Raw genomic sequence first — 16,765 nt, 5'->3', positions numbered from 1 at the left:
CCGCCCTCCTGCCAGCGTTTGCCTGGTGATTAGTGCCTTCCGGATATTACTCCCAGCAGCCGGGGATTCCGGCATTCGCTTCTACTAACCCTTGGAATAGTTCCATCATAGAGATAATCTATGATGGAATAAAGACCCTTACGCATCCCCACAGAAGAAGGACCCATGAACACGCGGAAAGTACCCTTCTGGCTTCGATGGCTGATACCCGTGGTGCTGGTCATCACCTGGCTTGGTATCGCAGGAATCGGTGGCCCTACGTTCGGCCGATTGGAGGAAGTCTCCTCCAATGACCAGGCCTCGTTCCTCCCCGCAGGTGCCGAAGCCACCGAGGCCGGCGACTGGCAAGCCAAATTCCGGGACTCTGAAGAGATCCCTGCAGTGGTCATCGTTGAGAACGATGCCGCCTTCACTCCGGCCCAGCTGGGCGAAGCAGCCCAGCTGAAAGCCGACATCGAGGCACTCAAGCTGGGGAGCGCCGTCGTCGGGCCCATCCCCTCCGAAGACGGCAAAGCTGTCCAGTTCATAGTTCCGATGGCGTCCTCGGATGAGCTGCGAGATAAGGTCCAGGAGCTGCGCGACATCGTCCAGCCCGGAGCACCCGACGGCATGAAGGCCTTCGTGACCGGGCCAGCCGGCCTGACCGCCGATCTGGTCAACGCTTTCGGCGGGATCGACGGCATCCTGCTGCTGGTAGCGCTGGGCGCTGTGTTCGTGATCCTGCTGCTGGTTTACCGTTCCGTGGTGCTGCCTCTTGCTGTGCTGTTCACTTCGGTCTTTGCCTTGTGCGCCGCCATTCTGCTGGTGTTCGGCATGGCCAAGGCGGGCTGGATCCAGCTCAACGGCCAAAGCCAGGGCATCCTTTCCATCCTGGTCATTGGTGCAGCGACCGACTACGCGCTGCTCTTCGTGGCGCGTTTCCGTGAGGCACTGACCCACACCACCAACCGCACCCAGGCCGTCATCACCGCATGGAAGGCCTCGTTCGAACCGATCCTCGCCTCCGGCGCAACGGTGATCATCGCGCTCCTCTGCCTGCTCTTCTCGGACCTGAACTCCAACAAGGCGCTGGGCCCCGTGGCGGCTGCAGGCATTCTCTGCTCCCTGTTCGCAGCACTCACGCTCCTGCCGGCGCTGATGGCCTTGCTCGGCCGCGCAGCCTTCTGGCCCTTCCGCCCCAAGTTGCTGCCCGACGACGAACGCGAACCGGAGATTGTCACCGGACTTGAGGGACAGAAGGGTCTGTGGCGCGCCACGGGTCGCCTGGTCTCCAAGCGGCCGCGCGTTGTCTGGGTGGCGTCAGTGCTGCTGCTCCTTGCGGCCTCGACCGGCCTGATGCAACTGAAGGCCAATGGTGTTCCGCAGACGGACGTCATCCTTTCGGCATCCGACGCCGTGGACGGCCAGGAAGCCCTGGCGCGCCACTTCGACGCCGGCAGCGGCAGCCCCGCCGTCGTCATCGCCCCGGAAGGTTCCGCGCAGCAGGTCCTGGACAAGGTCAAAGCCGCCGACGGCGTGGGCGATGCCTATCTGCTGGCTGATGGAAACGTGCCCATCACCGGCGCCCCGGGCGCTCCAGCCGATCCGGCCGTCCGCGATGGCAGGGTCCTGATCAACGCCACCCTGAACTCCGCCGCTGACTCCATAGAGGCCGAAGAAGCGGTGAAGTCGCTGCGGGTTGCGGTCAAGGAGGTCGACGCCGATGCCCTGGTGGGTGGCGTTACCGCCACTGCGTTGGACACCAATATCACCGCGCAACGCGACTTGGTGGTGATCATCCCGATCGTGCTGATCGTGATCCTGTTCATCCTGATGCTCCTGCTGCGTTCGGTGGTGGCTCCGGTGCTGTTGGTACTCTCCGTGGTGCTTTCCTACGGTGCCGCCATGGGTGTCTCGGCGTGGGTGTTCAACGGAATCTTCGGATTCTCAGGTGCCGACGCCACGGTGCCACTGTTCGGCTTCGTGTTCCTGGTGGCCCTGGGCGTTGACTACAACATCTTCCTGATGAGTCGTGTCCGCGAAGAGTCTTTGAAGCACGGGACCCGACCGGGGATCCTGCGGGGCTTGGCCGTCACTGGTGGTGTCATCACCTCTGCCGGTGTGGTCCTCGCCGCCACGTTCGCGGCCCTCGGGGTTATCCCCATCATGTTCCTGGTGCAGCTGGCTTTCATCGTGGCATTCGGTGTGCTGCTGGATACCGTCCTGGTCCGCTCCCTGTTGGTTCCCGCGCTCGCCTATGACATCGGCAGCAAGATCTGGTGGCCGGGCAAGCTCGGGCGCGAGTCCTCGCCTGCGACCCCTGTTGGGCGTCACAAAGAGGAGGAGGCCCCGGTGGGCCGATAACCGTCAGTCAATAACTGGCGAGCGGCGCTCCAGCAGCAGGGTGTCGCGCCATTGTCCGGCGGCGGGTCCGGTGCTCAGGCGAGCAATACGTTCCCGTCGCCCGACAATGGCGAATCCATTGGCCTGATGCAGCCGCAGGCTGGCCTCGTTTTCAGGGAAGATGCTGGACTGGATGGTCCAGATTCCCTTCGCCTCCGTGGAGTCAGCCAAGGCCGTCAGGAGAAGTGCGCCGACCCCTTGGCTGCGGGCGGCGCCGGCGACGTAGATGGAATGCTCCACGACACCGGCGTAGGCCGGACGCTTGGAGACCGGCGAAACCGCGGTCCAACCCAGAACGTTCCCCTCGCCGTTGACGGCCACAAATCGGTGGTCGGGCAACCTGGAGTTATTGAAGGCGTCCCATTCTGGCGCGGACGATTCGAACGTGGCGAAGCCGGTGTCGATGCCTTCCTGGAAGATCTCCCTGACGGCGGGCCAGTCTCCGGGCTCCATGGCCCTCAGCATTACCGTCACAGCCCCGTCACCATGCCGGCAACAGCGTCCAAGGCGCCAGGGACGAGCGAGTAGTAGGCCCACGTGCCGCGCTTTTCCCGGTGCAGCAAGCCTGCGTCCACCAGGATTTTCAGGTGGTGCGACACCGTTGGCTGGCCGAGGCCCAGGGGCTCGGTGAGATCGCACACGCAGGATTCCCCCGATGCCTCAGCTTTGACCATGGACAGAAGCCGCAGCCGGTTGGGGTCAGCGAGGGCTTTGAAGACCGAGGCCTTCTGCTTCGCATCCTCGGCATCGAGGGCGGGCTGGCTCGTTGATTCGCGGCAGTCTTGCGTCGAGGCGGATTCGAGCGTGGGGAGGACGGTCATGTACCTATTATGCGCTTGCATTGACGGTCATCAATGTTCTCAGCGGCGACCGGTGGGGACCACTTTCGACTTCGGCCTGTCCTGTGAGCGGCGTACTTTTTTGCGTTGTCGCCGCCGCTTAATGTCAGCACTGAATGGTGGCCTGGGCGTGCCACGGAGCGGGCCGCTCCAGTAGTGCCCACCCAAAAGGACTCCGGCCAGGGCGCCATACGCCCACGCGAACGGAAGAGCCGGCTGGCTGGTGTTCCCGCCCAGGAATGCCAGTAAAAAGAACTCCACGGGGACCACCAGGAGGAGCATGTTCCGGGTCAGTGGTGACGGCGGAAAACGGAACAATGCCCAGCCGCAGAGCAAGGCACCGGCCAAAACGGCGGCGACTGCCGCCGTCGGACTCTGGAAGGCGAGGTGGGCGAGGCCGCCGCCAATGAGGACAGCGACGCAGCCTGCAACGGTCGGCAGGAGTCGGCGGCTACCCACGGCCTCTACCTCCTTGGCGTTGCTCTTGGCCTCCTGCGGATCAGCGGTCCGCGGACGCTTGCCCGACCACGGGCGTCCACTGCCTAGTGCCCCTGCGATGAACCCAAGGCCCCAGGACGCTGCTGCAGGAATCCCCAGGCTGTCCTCGACTGAGAGCCACGAGTAGAAAGTCAGCGGAAGCGCCAACAGCATCACCATGGAAGCTCGGGACGTCTGCGGAACCTGCCGGAACAGCAGCGTGGTGTACACCGCCCCCAGGACAAAGATCGGGGATGCTCCGAGCAGGACGCTGCGGGCCATCCATGCGAAAGCCACGATAACAACCACGATCATCCCAACAGGGAGGACCCATGCCGGCCATTGGCTTGAAGTCTTCTTCATGTCAGCATTCCCCACGGGACCAAGGGTAGATCACGCCCGGGTGTTCACTGTGTGCGGCACGACGACGTCGTCCGCCGTGCGCGCATCCCTGGGAAACAGGGCCACCAGAAGGCCGAGCCCAACGGCGGCGCCGATAAGTTGCGCGAGGACAAAGCCCGGGACGGAGACGGGTGCGATGCCGGCGAAGGTGTCGCTGAAGATGCGGCCCACAGTCACCGCGGGGTTCGCGAAGGACGTGGAGGACGTGAACCAGTATGCCGCTCCGATGTAGGCGCCGACAGCGGGGGCTGCCAGGGAGCTGCGCTTGGTGGCAGCAAGGGAGAAGATCAGCAGAACAAGTCCGGATGTAGCCACGACCTCGGCCAGCAAGTGGCCAGGAGTTGCACGTTCTTTGCCGGAAATCGACGTGCCGACTTCAAACATGGTGTTGGCCAGAACGCTGCCGCCGATCGCCCCCACGGTCTGCGAGGCAATGTACGTGCACAGTTCCTTCACTGACAGCCCACTGCCGGTTCGCCTGCCCAGAATCCAGTCCACCAGTGAAACTGCCGGATTGAAATGCGCGCCGCTGATGGGTCCATAGATCAGTATGAGGACCGTCAGTCCGAGCACCGTGGCTGTGCTGTTTTGCAGCAGTTGCAGGCCGACATCGTCGGGGGAGAGCTGCTGGGCCGCAATACCGGAGCCCACAACGATCGCAACGAGGAGGCAGGTCCCCAGCGCTTCGGCGAGCGCGCGGCGCCACAATGCCGGCGGATGAGTAGTCATGGGAAACAGCTTGACTCAAGAAGTTGGTTCAGTCAAAATTGAATCAATGACTATTGAACGAAACTCAAGCCTTCTGGAGCGGGCGGCCAAGTACGCGGCCTTGGCTGATCCTGCGCGGCTCCGCATCGTGGACCTGCTGACATTGGGGGATCTGTCGCCGACGGAATTGCAGGTGGAACTGGACATGCCCGCCAACCTGCTGTCCCATCACCTGCGGTCCATGGAGGCCGCCGGGTTGGCTGTTCGGCATCGTTCGGAAGCCGACAAGCGGCGCAGCTATGTGCGCCTGGCTCCCGGGGCGCTGGATGGCCTCACTCCCGGCCGCGAGCACGGGGCTAGCAGGGTTTTGTTTGTCTGTAGCCGGAACAGTGCCCGCTCGCAGTTGGCGACGGCTTTGTGGCGAACCGCCAGCGACATCCCTTCGTTGTCGGCGGGAACTCATCCGGCGGACCATGTGGCGCCGAGGGCTGTTGATGTCGCCCGCCGGCATGGTTTGGACCTTGCCGGAGCCAAGCCATGCCTGATAGACCGAGTGATGCGGGACGAAGATCTGGTAGTCACGGTCTGCGATAACGCCCATGAGGAGTTGCGGGGGTTGCGCGGCATTCACTGGTCCATCCCCGATCCGGTTCGACTCGACAATGAGGAGGCGTTTGAAGAGGCTTTCGCAGACATTTCGCGCCGGGTTCACGATCTCGCGCCCCGCTTGCGTGTGGCCTAGCCATGCAGGAGCCATATATTGACAATCATCGATGTATTAGCCAATACTCGATTCATCGATGAACATCAATACGTTTCATCGCGGCATTGGCACGATGCCCACCAAACCGGCCCAACCGATGTCAGGAGAAACCTGTGAGCACCGAAACCGCCAAGAAGCCCTCCGTTTTGTTTGTCTGCGTTCATAACGCAGGGCGTTCCCAGATGGCTGCTGCGTTTCTCACAAGCCTGGCAAAAGGTGCCATCGAGGTCCGCTCCGCCGGCTCGCAGCCCGCAGACAAGGTCAACCCTGCAGCTGTTGAAGCGATGTCTGAGCTAGGTATCGACATGTCCGCTGAGGTTCCGAAGGTCCTCACTACCGAAGCCGTCAAGGAATCCGATGTTGTGGTGACCATGGGTTGTGGCGACGAGTGCCCGTACTTCCCGGGAAAGCGCTACGAAGATTGGGTCCTCGAGGATCCCGCGGGCCAGGGCGTCGAAGCCGTCCGTCCCATCCGCGATGAAATCAGGGCCCGCATCGAGAACCTGATTACCGAACTGCTGCCTGCCCGCCACGCCGACGCCCAGTAATTCACCCGAACCCTCCCAAGGAGACCACGTGAACACCGAACAGCTGATCATCATCGGGTCCGGCCCTGCCGGCTATACGGCCGCCATCTACGCCGCCCGCGCCGGTCTGAACCCCTTGGTTTTGGCCGGCTCGGTCACCGCCGGTGGCGCCCTCATGAACACCACGGAAGTGGAGAACTTCCCCGGCTTCCCGGGTGGGATCCAGGGTCCGGAGCTCATGGACGGGCTGCAGGAACAGGCCGAAAAGTTCGGTGCGCGGATAGTGTTCGACGACGTCACTGAGGTCGACCTCAAAGGTCACCTCAAGCGCGTGGTCACCGGCGCGGGAGAGAGTCACGAAGCGCAGGCGGTCATCCTCGCCACGGGCTCCGCCTACAAAGAGCTTGGGCTTCCGGAAGAAAAGAAGCTCAGCGGGCACGGCGTCTCCTGGTGTGCCACCTGTGACGGCTTTTTCTTCCGCGAACAGGACATCATCGTGGTCGGTGGGGGCGACTCCGCCATGGAGGAGGCTACCTTCCTGACACGGTTTGGAAAGTCTGTCACGGTAGTGGTCCGGAAGGACGAACTCCGGGCCTCGCGCATCATGGCCCAGCGCGCCAAGGACAACCCTAAAATCACTTTTGCGTGGAACTCGGCCATCACCAAGATTCATGGGGACACGAAAGTAACCGGAGTGACGCTGCAAGACACCCGCACTGGCGAAACCCGGGAACAAGCGGCAACCGGGATCTTCGTGGCTATCGGCCACCTCCCCCGGACGGAGCTCGTGGAAGGACAAGTGGATCTCGACGCTGAGGGTTACATCAAGGTGGACTCACCCACCACGTGTACCAACCTCTCGGGCGTCTTCGCCTGCGGTGACGCCGTGGACCACCGGTACCGCCAGGCCATTACCGCTGCGGGTACCGGTTGCTCGGCGGCACTCGATGCTGAGCGATACCTCGCCGCCCTGGATGATGCCCACAGCATTGCCACTGCGCTGGTCGAAGAGCCCACCCACTCCTGAACATCACCTCTGAAGGTAAGAGCAGCATGAATCAGCACCTCCCGATTGCAGTCATCGGTGCGGGCCCTGTTGGCCTGGCGGCCGCAGCACACCTGCTCGAACGCGGCCTCGAACCGGTCATCTTCGAAGCCGGCGCTTCGGCAGGGGCTGCCATCGAACAATGGCGCCACATCCGCCTCTTCTCGCCGTGGAAGTTCAACCTCGACGCCGCTGCGGTGCGGCTACTCGAGCCAAGGGGCTGGAAATCGCCCCGTCCCACCGCCCTGCCCTACGGCGGGGAACTGGTTTATGACTACCTCACCCCCTTGGCGGAGCTCCAGCCCATTGCTTCCCGCCTGAAGACCGGTGCCCGCGTCATTGCAGTAACCCGGGCCGGCCTCGACAAAACCCATGTCCGCGACCGGGACACGGCTCCCTTTTTGGTTCGGGTTGAACACGGTGACGAGGTGCGCGATTACACCGTGTCAGCGGTCATCGATGCCTCCGGCACGTGGTCCACCCGGAACCCCTTGGGAACCTCGGGGTTGCCCGCCATCGGTGAAGAGCGTGCAGCAGAGCGCATCTCTTCGCCCTTGCCCGATGTTTCCGGCAGGGATCTAACGGCTTTTGCTGGTCGGAGGGTTCTGGTGGTCGGCGCGGGCCACTCCGCTGCAAACACCCTGATCAACCTCGCCCAACTGGCCAAGGAGGCACCGGAGACCAGGATCCTCTGGGCCGTCCGGGGGTCCACCGCGGCGAAGGTCTATGGTGGCGGCGACGCGGACGGCCTGCCCGCCCGCGGCCAGCTCGGCTCGCGGCTGCGCAGGCTTGTTGAATCCGGCACCATCGAACTGCATACCAGTTTCGGAATTCGCTCCCTGACCGATTCAGAGGACGGAGTGACCATCACCTCCGGCGACGGACGCTCCCTGGTGGCGGACGTCGTCGTACCTTGTACCGGCTTCCGTCCCGATCTGGACATGCTCCGGGAACTCCGCTTGGACCTGGACCCTGCCGTTGAAGCTCCCACCGAATTGGGGCCTCTGATTGATCCCGAATTCCACTCGTGCGGCACGGTCCCGCCACACGGTGCGAAGGTGCTTGCCCATCCGGAGAAGAACTTCTACATAGTCGGCATGAAGTCGTACGGGCGTGCACCGACGTTCCTGCTGGCCACCGGCTATGAGCAAGTCCGTTCGGTATCCGCTGCCCTCGCAGGAGATCAGCTGGCGGCGGACACTGTCCACCTTGAACTGCCGGAGACGGGGGTTTGCTCCTCTGACGCCGGTACCAGCTGTGACGTTCCTGCTGTGGCACCATTGGCACCGCAACTGGCGGCCAGCGGCTGCTGCTCAACTCCAGAACCATCATTCGTTGGATTTCCCACCGGGCTTGCCCACGGTCGCTCGGGGAGCTAGCTGGCGATGCGGCCTCCTCAGGCGGTGACCGTGTTCCGTTCCCGGTAATCGTCGGCAGCGTAGACCCCGAGGATCCGGACTTCGGTGGTGAAGAACTCCAATTCCTCCAACGCCCGGCGGAGTCGTGCGTCTTCGGGGTGGCCTTCGACGTCGGACAGGAACATGGTGGCGGCGAACTCGTCACCCACCATGTAGCTTTCCAGCCGCGTCATGTTCAGGCCGTTGGTCGCAAAGCCGCCGAGTGCCTTGTAAAGGGCTGAGGGAACGTTGCGGACGCGGAAGACGAAGCTGGTGATCGCAGGGCCGGGCAGTTCATCCTTGCTGGGAAGCTCGCGTTCCCTGGCCAAAACAACAAAACGCGTGGTGTTGGTGGGATCGTCCTCTACTCCTGAGGCCAGGACGTCGAGTCCATAAAGGCCGGCGGCCAGCGGCGGAGCCAAGGACAGCTTTCGGGGATCGTTCCAATCCCTTACTTCGCGGGCCGAACCGGCTGTATCGCCGGCGATCACGGGCTTGAGGCCAGCCTCCCGGATGATCCGCCGGCACTGACCAAGCGCGTGGATGTGGCTGTGGACCTCGGTAGCTCCCTCGATGGTGCTTCCCGGTATGCCCAGAAGGTCAAAGTGGATCGGCAGGAAGAACTCGCCCACGATCTGGAGCTTGGACTGGGGGAGGAGCACGTGGATGTCGGCTACGCGTCCGGCAATGGAGTTCTCAATCGGGATCATGGCCAAATCCACTTCACCCGTGGATACACGCTCAAAAGCATCCTCAAAGCTCGCGCACGGCACGCTTTCGAGTTCGGGGAACATTTCCTTGCATGCGAGATCCGAATTGGCTCCGGGCTCACCTTGGTACGCAATCTTCTGGGCCATGATGCTCATGGTTACACGCAGGCCGCCCGGCTTCCCAACCGCGTCCACCCTGTGACTGGACAAGCGGGCGCCACCGGCCCTAGGTTGGGCTGCTCTGTTTCGCAGCCGCAGCGTTCTTCTTCGCCGACGTCGCATTGGGCTTTCAATACAGCCCGTTCTTCGGAATTGCCCTCATCGCTTGGGCAGCCAGTGCCCGCCGCCCCTTCCTTGCCGGAACTGGAGTCTTGGCTCTAGGGGCCGCCATTTTCGCCAGATTCGACCATGAGCTCGGGGGCGTCGTCGTAGGTGCATGCGGCGCGATCATTCTTGCGATTGCAGCCTGGCCAAACGGAGCGCTGGAACGCAAAAGTAAGTGACAGATAACGTCGCTATGAGGGCTCATTGCGACGTTATCTGTCACCTGGATGGGTAAGCGCGGCTTAGCCGTTGATAACCTGCGGGACACCAAGCGCCTTGAGACCCTCGGCGCCGAACTCCAGGCCATAGCCGGACTGCTTCGCACCACCGAACGGGACCCGCGGGTCCACGGCGCCATGCTTGTTGATCCACACGGTGCCGGCCTGGATCCGCGAAGCCACTTCGCGTGCGGCGTTCAGGTCGGAGGACCAGACTGAGGCGCCGAGTCCGACGTCGAGCGCGTTTGCCTTGGCGACTGCCTCGTCAACGGTGCTGTACTTGATGATCGGCAAGGCCGGGCCGAATTGTTCCTCGGCAACCAACGGGTTGTCGTTGTCGATGTCGGCCACCAAAGTGGTGGGGTAGAAGTTGCCGGGAGCATCGGCGTCGGGGTTTCCGCCCAAAAGGACCCGGGCGCCCGACTCGCGGGCGGCTTCAACCAGGCGGGCAACGATGTCGTACTGCTGGCGGTTCTGCAGGGGACCGAGGACGTTGTTCTCGTCCAAACCGTTGCCCATGGGCATCGCGGCGGCCACGGCAACAAGTTCTGAACAGACGGCCTCGTACTGGGATTCGTGCACGTACAGGCGCTTCAGCGCAGCGCAGGTCTGGCCGGTGTTGATGAACGCGCCCCAGAACAGGCCCTCGGCAATGGCCTTGGGATCGGAATCGGGCAGGACGATCCCGGCGTCGTTGCCACCGAGTTCCAGCGTGAGCCTTTTGACCGTGTCAGCAGACGAGCGGATGATCGCCTTGCCTGTGGCTGTGGAACCGGTGAACATGACCTTGCCAATGGCCGGGTGTTCGGCAAGCCGGGCACCGACGTCGCGACCACCGGAGACGACCGAAAGCAGGCCTTCGGGCAGTTCCTGGTTGATGATCGAGGCCAAGGCCAGCACGGAGAGCGGCGTGTATTCGGAGGGCTTGACCACCACGGCGTTGCCCATGCGAAGGGCCGGAGCGATCTGCCACACGGTGATCATCATCGGCCAGTTCCACGGGCCAATGGCACCCACGACGCCGATGGGCCGGTAGTGCAGTTGGGCGTGGGTTTCGCCGTCGTCCACCACGGTTTCAGGATCAAGCGGCGTGGCCGCAGTGGCGCGAAGCCAGGCAGCGCATGCGCCAACTTCGAAGCGCGCGTTGGGGCCGTTCAGCGGCTTGCCTTGCTCGCGGGACAGGAGTTGGGCAAGTTCTTCAGCGGAACGTTCGACGGCGTCGGCGGCCTTCATGAGCGCAGCGGACCGGGCGTCATGGCCCAAGGAAGCCCAGGCGGGTTGGGCGGCAGCGGCGCCCGAAATGGCTGCTTCGAGGTCATCGACTGTGTGAACAGGTGCTTCGCCGACAGCCTCGCCCGTTGCCGGGTCAAGAATCGTGCGGCTGCTCTGTCCTGGGGCTGGGGTGATCGAGGCCAGCAGGGCGTCGTAAGTCTCCATTGGTACTCCGCTCGGGTAGTAAGTCTTGGCGGCCGTTGAGGCGCGCGGCGATGTTTCCAGTGTGGCCGGGGTCACGCGCGGGGGCCTTGTCTATGCACGAACGTCCCTTGACGGGAAGCGAACGCTTTCGGTTCGGGCGCCTTTGCCAGATAATCGAGCTTGTGACCCTTGCATCCCTCGCGGCCTTCGCTGGCCTCTGCCTTGTCCTGTCTGTGACGCCCGGCCCGGACACGTTCCTGGTGCTGCGCATCGCCTTGAACCGTCCCAGTGCGGGCATTGCGGCTGCGGCGGGGTCCGCGGCAGGCGCAATCATGTGGGCGGCGCTGGTGGGTGTGGGACTGGCTGCCATTCTGGAGCAGTCCGCCGAACTGTTCCGCTGGGTCAAGATTGCCGGCGGACTCTACTTGCTGTACTTGGGCGTCTCGTCATTCATCAAGTCCCGGAAGGCCGCAAAAGCAGCCAAAGCCACCGCCGCAGGAGGCGGCGCGGAGAACACCCCGCTCCCGTACAGCCGGCTGTCCGCTCTGGGAGCCGGAGCTTTGTCGACGCTGCTCAACCCCAAAGTTGGGCTGTTCTATCTGGCCGTTGTTCCGCAGTTCATTCCCCACGGTGGTGACACCATGGGCACCTCGCTCATCCTGGGCGTGGTGGTAGCCGTCATCGCCTTCGCCTATCTGTCGATGATCGCCGTCGTCGCGTTCAAGGCGATGAGGTGGCTCAAGCGTCCCAAGGTGAGCACCGCCGTCGAGCGCGTCAGCAGCGGTGTGATCGCCGGACTGGGCGTCGGAGTGGTGGCGTCGGGAGCCACCAGCTAACCTGCAAGCAGTGCGAGGTAGTTATCCAGCTGCCCGGCTAGATCCTGGGAGAAGTGCTCGGCGGGGGACAACGCCACCACGATCTGCGCGCCGAGCATCATGTTCAGCAGGTGGTCGGCGACGGCGGCGTCCTCAATAGGGGTTTCAATTTCACCTGCCGTGCGGGCTGCTGCGCAATGATCGGTGATGGTGGTGTGCCATTGGCTCATGGACTCGCTGTGAAGTGCGGCCATGTCCGGGTCGTTGAGTGCCTTCTGCCAGAACGGAATAACGATCCGGGCTTCGTTGACGCGTTCCTCATCCAGTGGCAGGACTTCGGCGCAAAAAGCGCGGAGTGCCGCCACCCCGGAGAGGCCTTCCGTCACGGCGGTGATGCGCTGGTTGGTGCGGTTGAACACGTGCCCGAATGCGGAGGTGAGCAGCAGGTCCTTGGTGGGGAAATAGGGCTTCAGAGCGCCGTTGGCGAAGCCGGCTTCCTCGGCGATTTCCCGCATGGTGGCCCCTTCCATGCCCAGCCTCGCGATGATCCGCCAGGTAGCGTCCACCAGTTCGAGGCGTCGTTGATCGTGGTCCACAATCTTTGGCACTGAAGGGGCTCCCGGAAAAATAAATGGCGGACAGGTCTTGTGACCCATCTTACGTTTTGGTTATTCTCTACACCTATAGAAAATAAATCCTGACCCATCGTAGGTCCCGGACAAGAGGCAGCCATGACGCCCACAGCAACTGAGACAGCAACCGGGACAACCCGGGAAACGCAGTACGCCCTGGCAACGGGCGCCGAGATCTCCCAGGTGCAGGGAATCCTGCAGGAAGCCGGCCACCTCGGCGGCGAGAAGCGGATCGCCTATTTGGGACTCATTGATCCCCCGCGCGGCCAGTCAGGGCAGGACCGACGCTTCCGCATCTTCATCCACGACATCGCCGGCGGTGCTCCCAGCGACGTCCTCGTCTCCGTGACCCAGGGCCGGATCCTGGAAGCCATCGAGCTCGATACCAAGGTCTCCGGCGAACTCCCCGTCCTGGAGGAGGAATTCGAGGTAGTTGAGACTCTCCTCGCCACCGATGAGCGTTGGCTCGCCGCGCTCGCAGCCAGGGATCTGGACGTCGCCAAAGTCCGCGTCGCACCGTTGTCAGCAGGCGTCTTTGAGTACGACGACGAGAAAGGTCGCCGCATCCTCCGCGGCCTGGCCTTCGTGCAGGACTTCCCCGAAGACAGCGCCTGGGCTCACCCCGTGGACGGACTGGTGGCCTACGTGGACGTGGTCAACAAGGAAGTCACCCAAGTGATTGACCTCGGAGTCATGCCCATCCCGGCGGAGCACGGAAACTACACCGATCCCGAACTGACCGGCCCGCTGCGGGAAACCCAAAAGCCCATCAGCATCACCCAACCCGAAGGCCCAAGCTTCACGGTCACCGACGGGAACCACGTGGAATGGGAAAAGTGGAGCGTCGACGTTGGCTTTGATGTTCGCGAAGGAGTTGTCCTCCACAATCTGGCCTTCAATGACGGAGACCGCCTCAGGCCCATCATCAACCGCGCCTCGATTGCCGAGATGGTGGTGCCCTACGGCGATCCATCGCCCATCCGGTCCTGGCAGAATTACTTCGATACCGGTGAATACCTGGTAGGCCAGTACGCCAACTCGCTCGAACTGGGCTGCGACTGCCTGGGTGACATCACCTACCTCAGCCCGGTCATCAGCGACGCCTTCGGCAACCCCCGTGAGATCCGCAACGGCATCTGCATGCACGAGGAAGACTGGGGCATCCTCTCCAAGCACTCGGACCTCTGGACGGGCATCAACTACACCCGCCGCAACCGCCGCCTGGTGATCTCCTTCTTCACCACCATCGGCAACTACGATTACGGCTTCTACTGGTACCTCTACCTGGACGGCACCATCGAATTCGAAGCCAAGGCCACCGGCGTCGTGTTCACATCCGCGTTCCCGGAGGGCGGCTCGGACAATATTTCCCAGCTCGCCCCCGGCCTTGGAGCCCCGTTCCACCAGCACCTCTTCAGCGCCCGGCTGGATATGGCCATCGACGGGTTCACCAACCGTGTGGAAGAAGAGGACGTGGTCCGCCAGGCCATGGGTGATGGCAATGAGCGCGGCAACGCGTTCTCCCGTAAACGTACGGTCTTGGCAAAGGAATCCGAAGCAGTCCGCGAGGCCGACGCCCGTGCAGGCAGGACCTGGATCATTTCCAACCCGGAGTCGAGGAACCGCCTGGGCGAGCCTGTTGGTTACAAGCTCCATGCCGAGAACCAACCCACTCTCCTGGCAGACCCCGGCTCCTCGATCGCCAAGCGCGCAGCCTTCGCCACCAAGGATCTCTGGGTCACCCGCTACGCCGACGAGGAGCGCTACCCCACGGGCGACTTCGTAAACCAGCACTCCGGAGGCGCCGGGCTGCCGGCCTATGTTGCGCAGGACCGCGAAATCGACGGCCAGGACATCGTCCTTTGGCACACCTTCGGGCTGACGCACTTCCCCCGCGTGGAAGACTGGCCCATCATGCCCGTGGACACGGTGGGCTTCAAGCTCCGTCCCGAAGGCTTCTTTGACCGCAGCCCGGTTCTGGACGTGCCGGCAAACTCTTCAGGTTCAAGCTGCCACAGCGCGCCGGCCCCCGGCGAGGCGCACAGCGCGGCCCACGGCGCGGGGCAAGGCGAGCACGGCGAACCTGCCGGCCACTGCCACTAGAACTCCCGCCGGGACACTCATAATGGCAACCACGACAGGACAGGTCCGGGCTTCCGGGCCTGTCCTGCACCCCCGGATTTGCGCCGCCCTGACAGCTGTTTCCTGCGCAGTGCACCTGTGGCTCGCGGCCTCGGGACACCACCAGGCCTGGCTGGGCATCCTCATGATCGGACTGGCCGCAGTGTGCGTTCCGTGCACGGTCCACATCTGGCGGCACAGCCGGGTTGGCGCACTCCACCAAGTGACTGTCTCGGCACTGGCAATGGTGGGACTCCACGCCGTCCTGCTGCTCAGTGCGGGCGGTGCGGGCAGTGCAGGCGGTTCCGGACATGCGCACGGCGGGGGACCGGCGTCGAGCGCTGTTGGCGTCTCAGGTGTTGTTTCATCCGGCGCTGTTTCGTCCGGCGCCGCCTCGCTGCTGTTGGTCATCGGACTGGAAATCACGACGGCGTTGCTCGCCGCCACGCTGGTGGCCCGCCTTCGGCGCTCGCGAACGTCCAGGGCAGCTGTGGCTTCCTGACCCTCTTTGCCGAACCGCTCGCCTGGAATCAACCCACCGTGGTTGCAGCTGCCTCTATCGGCAAGCAAAGAAGGTCAGGACGCAACGCCTGAGCTACCCGGCCAGCGAAACCCGCGTCAGTTTGTCCGGGTTGGACACCTGGCGTACTTCCCGGATACTGCCATCCGGGGCGGCGTCGATCACCAGGACATCGGAGCGTCCATGATGCCGGAGCACCAAGGCCGGCTCGCTGTTGACCTCGATGATCCAGGCGCGGACCGGCTCCGCGGGATCAAAAACCGCAGCTTTGCCAAGGATGCCGGTGAAGAAGCGCGCGATCCTTGCCGCGCCGAACAGCGGATTCATGGCGCTCTTGACCTTCCCGCCGCCGTCGGCCCACAGAACGGCGTCCCGGTCCAGCATGGCGACCACCGTGTCAATGTCACCCTGCTCGATCGCACCCACCAGCTTTTCCAGGGCTGCCCGGTCTTTGGCCCTGGGGGCGGGAGCTTCCGGATCAATCTCCAGCCGGCGTTCTGCCCGTGAAATCATCTGCCGAACCGCTGCGGGGCTTTTCTCCAGGATGTCCGCGATCTCCGGGGCAGACATCGCGAACGCCCGGTGCAACACGAGCGCCGCCCTGGCCTCAGGTGCCAGTTGCTCCGCAAGGTGCAGCAAGGCCAGCGACAGGAGTTCGCGATTGGCCACCGTTTCTTCCGGAAGCCTGGAGGCATCCAAGGGCTCCGGAAGCCAGGGCCCGGTGTACTCTTCCTTGACGGCGGCGAGTTGGCGTACCCGGTCAACTGAGCGGCGCACGCAGACGGTTGTCAGCCATGCCGGCCAGGAATTCACGTGCTCCGCGCCAGCCTGGCGCTCGCGCTTCACGGCATCGATGGCCACCTCGGAAACCACATCCTCCGCATGCCCGAAGTCGCCCAACATCCGGTAGGCGATTCCCAGGAGACGGTTCCGTTCGCTCTGCCACGCCGACGTGGCTGACACCGTAAGAGTCATGATGGCAACGCTACCGTTCAGACCAACGGATTCTTCTCATCCACTGGCGGCTCCATCTGCGTGCTGATGGCGATCCTGTTCCACACGTTGATGGTGGAAATAGCGAAGATCAGCCCGCCCATCTGGGCGTCGTCGAAATGCGTGGCAGCTGCGTTCCAGATCTCGTCAGTGACTGTCTCCGGACCCAGCTGCGTGACGGCGTCCGTCAGGGCAAGAACTGCCTGCTCGCGGGCATCGAAGAACACCTTCGAGTGCTGCCACGCCGCCACGGCGTGCAGCTTCCTGTCCGGAATTCCGAGCTTCCGGCCGTCCGTGGCATGCATATCCACGCAGAAGCCGCAGCCGTTGAGGATGGAGGCGCGCAGCTTGATCAGTTCATACAGTTCCGGATCCACGGACTTGCGGGCGTAGCCTTCCAATCCGATGACGGCGGCATAGCCGAGCTTGTTGGTACGGCCGATGTTGATGCGGGTCATGCTGACTTCCCTTCAGAG

General features: G+C 63.4%; 17 protein-coding genes. 8 read left to right on the top strand and 9 right to left on the bottom strand.

All coding sequences use genetic code 11. The features are described 5' to 3' along the window. The first annotated feature begins 165 nt into the window (after positions 1–165). Complete coding sequence (locus BLQ01_RS13755; protein ID WP_091552325.1) at positions 166–2,343, top strand: MMPL family transporter; 2,178 nt, start codon at positions 166–168, stop codon at positions 2,341–2,343. 3 nt (positions 2,344–2,346) lie between these two features. On the opposite strand, the gene BLQ01_RS13750 is transcribed toward BLQ01_RS13755, so the two are convergent. Genes BLQ01_RS13750 through BLQ01_RS13735 form a run of 4 tightly spaced genes read right to left on the bottom strand, consistent with a single transcriptional unit; the run spans position 2,347 to position 4,829 of the window. After that, entirely contained in the window at positions 2,347–2,856 is a 510-nt protein-coding gene (locus BLQ01_RS13750) for a GNAT family N-acetyltransferase (protein ID WP_091552324.1), read from the bottom strand. Continuing rightward, complete coding sequence (locus BLQ01_RS13745; RefSeq protein ID WP_091552322.1) at positions 2,853–3,203, bottom strand: ArsR/SmtB family transcription factor; 351 nt, start codon at positions 3,201–3,203, stop codon at positions 2,853–2,855. Before BLQ01_RS13745 ends, BLQ01_RS13750 begins: the two co-directional genes overlap by 4 nt. A gap of 39 nt (positions 3,204–3,242) precedes the next feature. Beyond that, positions 3,243–4,061 (bottom strand): hypothetical protein, encoded by an 819-nt coding sequence (locus tag BLQ01_RS13740; RefSeq protein WP_091552321.1) that lies wholly within the window; start codon positions 4,059–4,061, stop codon positions 3,243–3,245. A 30-nt stretch (positions 4,062–4,091) separates the two neighbouring features. After that, positions 4,092–4,829, bottom strand: coding sequence for an aquaporin (locus BLQ01_RS13735; protein WP_026543379.1), 738 nt, complete (start codon positions 4,827–4,829; stop codon positions 4,092–4,094). A gap of 46 nt (positions 4,830–4,875) precedes the next feature. Here BLQ01_RS13735 and BLQ01_RS13730 point away from each other — a divergent pair, with 46 nt between their 5' ends. From BLQ01_RS13730 to BLQ01_RS13715, 4 genes are all read left to right on the top strand, one after another. Beyond that, positions 4,876–5,550, top strand: coding sequence for an arsenate reductase/protein-tyrosine-phosphatase family protein (locus tag BLQ01_RS13730; RefSeq protein ID WP_091552320.1), 675 nt, complete (start codon positions 4,876–4,878; stop codon positions 5,548–5,550). Positions 5,551–5,684: 134 nt separating this feature from the next. Continuing rightward, complete coding sequence (locus tag BLQ01_RS13725) at positions 5,685–6,119, top strand: arsenate reductase ArsC (RefSeq protein ID WP_091552318.1); 435 nt, start codon at positions 5,685–5,687, stop codon at positions 6,117–6,119. 28 nt (positions 6,120–6,147) lie between these two features. Next, complete coding sequence (trxB, locus tag BLQ01_RS13720; protein WP_026547869.1) at positions 6,148–7,125, top strand: thioredoxin-disulfide reductase; 978 nt, start codon at positions 6,148–6,150, stop codon at positions 7,123–7,125. Between the two features lie 26 nt (positions 7,126–7,151). Next, the gene (locus BLQ01_RS13715) at positions 7,152–8,522 is read left to right on the top strand and encodes an NAD(P)-binding domain-containing protein (protein WP_091552317.1); all 1,371 of its coding nucleotides are present in this window, start codon (positions 7,152–7,154) and stop codon (positions 8,520–8,522) included. A 17-nt stretch (positions 8,523–8,539) separates the two neighbouring features. Here BLQ01_RS13715 and BLQ01_RS13710 read toward each other — a convergent pair whose 3' ends face one another. Together BLQ01_RS13710 and BLQ01_RS13705 are read right to left on the bottom strand one after the other, a co-directional pair. Further along, positions 8,540–9,397 carry a prephenate dehydratase gene (locus tag BLQ01_RS13710; protein ID WP_026543384.1) on the bottom strand — a complete coding sequence of 286 codons (858 nt, stop codon included), beginning with the start codon at positions 9,395–9,397 and terminating at the stop codon, positions 8,540–8,542. Between the two features lie 419 nt (positions 9,398–9,816). After that, positions 9,817–11,229: an aldehyde dehydrogenase family protein gene (locus BLQ01_RS13705; protein ID WP_091552315.1), complete on the bottom strand. Its 1,413-nt coding sequence runs from the start codon at positions 11,227–11,229 to the stop codon at positions 9,817–9,819. Between the two features lie 161 nt (positions 11,230–11,390). Here BLQ01_RS13705 and BLQ01_RS13700 point away from each other — a divergent pair, with 161 nt between their 5' ends. Beyond that, entirely contained in the window at positions 11,391–12,044 is a 654-nt protein-coding gene (locus BLQ01_RS13700; protein WP_026547873.1) for a LysE family translocator, read from the top strand. Here BLQ01_RS13700 and BLQ01_RS13695 read toward each other — a convergent pair. Then, entirely contained in the window at positions 12,041–12,631 is a 591-nt protein-coding gene (locus BLQ01_RS13695) for a TetR/AcrR family transcriptional regulator (RefSeq protein ID WP_026543388.1), read from the bottom strand. The two genes, BLQ01_RS13700 and BLQ01_RS13695, sit on opposite strands and share 4 nt — an antisense overlap. 123 nt (positions 12,632–12,754) lie before the next feature. Here BLQ01_RS13695 and BLQ01_RS13690 point away from each other — a divergent pair, with 123 nt between their 5' ends. After that, positions 12,755–14,758 carry a primary-amine oxidase gene (locus BLQ01_RS13690; protein WP_091552313.1) on the top strand — a complete coding sequence of 668 codons (2,004 nt, stop codon included), beginning with the start codon at positions 12,755–12,757 and terminating at the stop codon, positions 14,756–14,758. A gap of 22 nt (positions 14,759–14,780) precedes the next feature. Continuing rightward, positions 14,781–15,278, top strand: coding sequence for a hypothetical protein (locus tag BLQ01_RS13685; RefSeq protein ID WP_091552311.1), 498 nt, complete (start codon positions 14,781–14,783; stop codon positions 15,276–15,278). Positions 15,279–15,371: 93 nt separating this feature from the next. Here the strand turns inward: BLQ01_RS13685 and BLQ01_RS13680 are convergent, their stop codons facing one another. Together BLQ01_RS13680 and BLQ01_RS13675 are read right to left on the bottom strand one after the other, a co-directional pair. Next, positions 15,372–16,271 carry a sigma-70 family RNA polymerase sigma factor gene (locus BLQ01_RS13680; protein ID WP_091552310.1) on the bottom strand — a complete coding sequence of 300 codons (900 nt, stop codon included), beginning with the start codon at positions 16,269–16,271 and terminating at the stop codon, positions 15,372–15,374. Between the two features lie 17 nt (positions 16,272–16,288). Next, positions 16,289–16,747, bottom strand: coding sequence for a carboxymuconolactone decarboxylase family protein (locus BLQ01_RS13675; RefSeq protein ID WP_026543393.1), 459 nt, complete (start codon positions 16,745–16,747; stop codon positions 16,289–16,291). Between the last annotated feature and the right edge of the window lie 18 nt (positions 16,748–16,765).

The sequence above is a fragment of the Arthrobacter sp. UNCCL28 genome (assembly GCF_900102805.1).
Classification (GTDB): Bacteria; Actinomycetota; Actinomycetes; order Actinomycetales; family Micrococcaceae; genus Arthrobacter; species Arthrobacter nicotinovorans_A.
Note: the sequence above shows the minus strand (reverse complement) of the source record. Positions and strands in the feature narration are given on the sequence as shown.